We start from the raw sequence: 618 nt of genomic DNA, 5'->3' as shown, positions 1-618 counted from the left end.
TCTTTTGTCAGCACCGTTCCGCCATAGCCATGGTTGCCTTCACCACCGGTCCGGGCCTTCCATCCAGCCCATCCGCGTCGACCCAGCCGCCAGGTGCTTCCGGCGACAGTGGCTTCGATCCCGAACCCCGGATGCTCTGTGACGGCATCGAATTTGTGTTGCCCGCCAGGAGCGGCAAAGCCGGTTATGGCCTTTGAAAGCGGGTGACGCGAATGCGCGGCCATGTCGGCGGAGATTGCCAGCATGTCTGGATCGATCGACCTCGCGTTGACGAGCCGGGGCTGGCCAAGCGTAAGCGTGCCGGTTTTGTCGAACAAAGCTGTATCGATCGTCGCCAAGCGCTCCATGGCCGAACCGTCCTTGACCATGATGCCGTTCTCGAACAGGCACCGCGCGGCGACCACCTGAACGATCGGTACGGCGAGGCCGAGCGCGCAGGGGCATGTGATGATGAGAACAGCGATGGCGATCGTCATCGCCCGGTGCCAGTCGCCGGTCGCCGCTACCCAGCCCAGGAATGTCACGAAGGCGGTGAGATGAACCACCGGGGCGTAAAGCGCTGAAACTCGGTCAGCGATGCGGCGATAGTGCGCGCGACCGCCCTCGGCGGCTTCCATC

Annotated in this window: 1 protein-coding gene; it reads right to left on the bottom strand. The window is 63.8% G+C overall.

Going from position 1 to position 618, the window contains the following annotated elements:
* The coding region (locus EN750_RS37935; protein WP_127399504.1) for an HAD-IC family P-type ATPase at positions 1-618 on the bottom strand (618 nt) is incomplete at both ends.

The sequence above is a fragment of the Mesorhizobium sp. M7A.F.Ca.ET.027.03.2.1 genome, assembly GCF_003999175.1.
In the GTDB taxonomy this organism is placed as follows: domain Bacteria; phylum Pseudomonadota; class Alphaproteobacteria; order Rhizobiales; family Rhizobiaceae; genus Mesorhizobium.
Note: the sequence above shows the minus strand (reverse complement) of the source record. Positions and strands in the feature narration are given on the sequence as shown.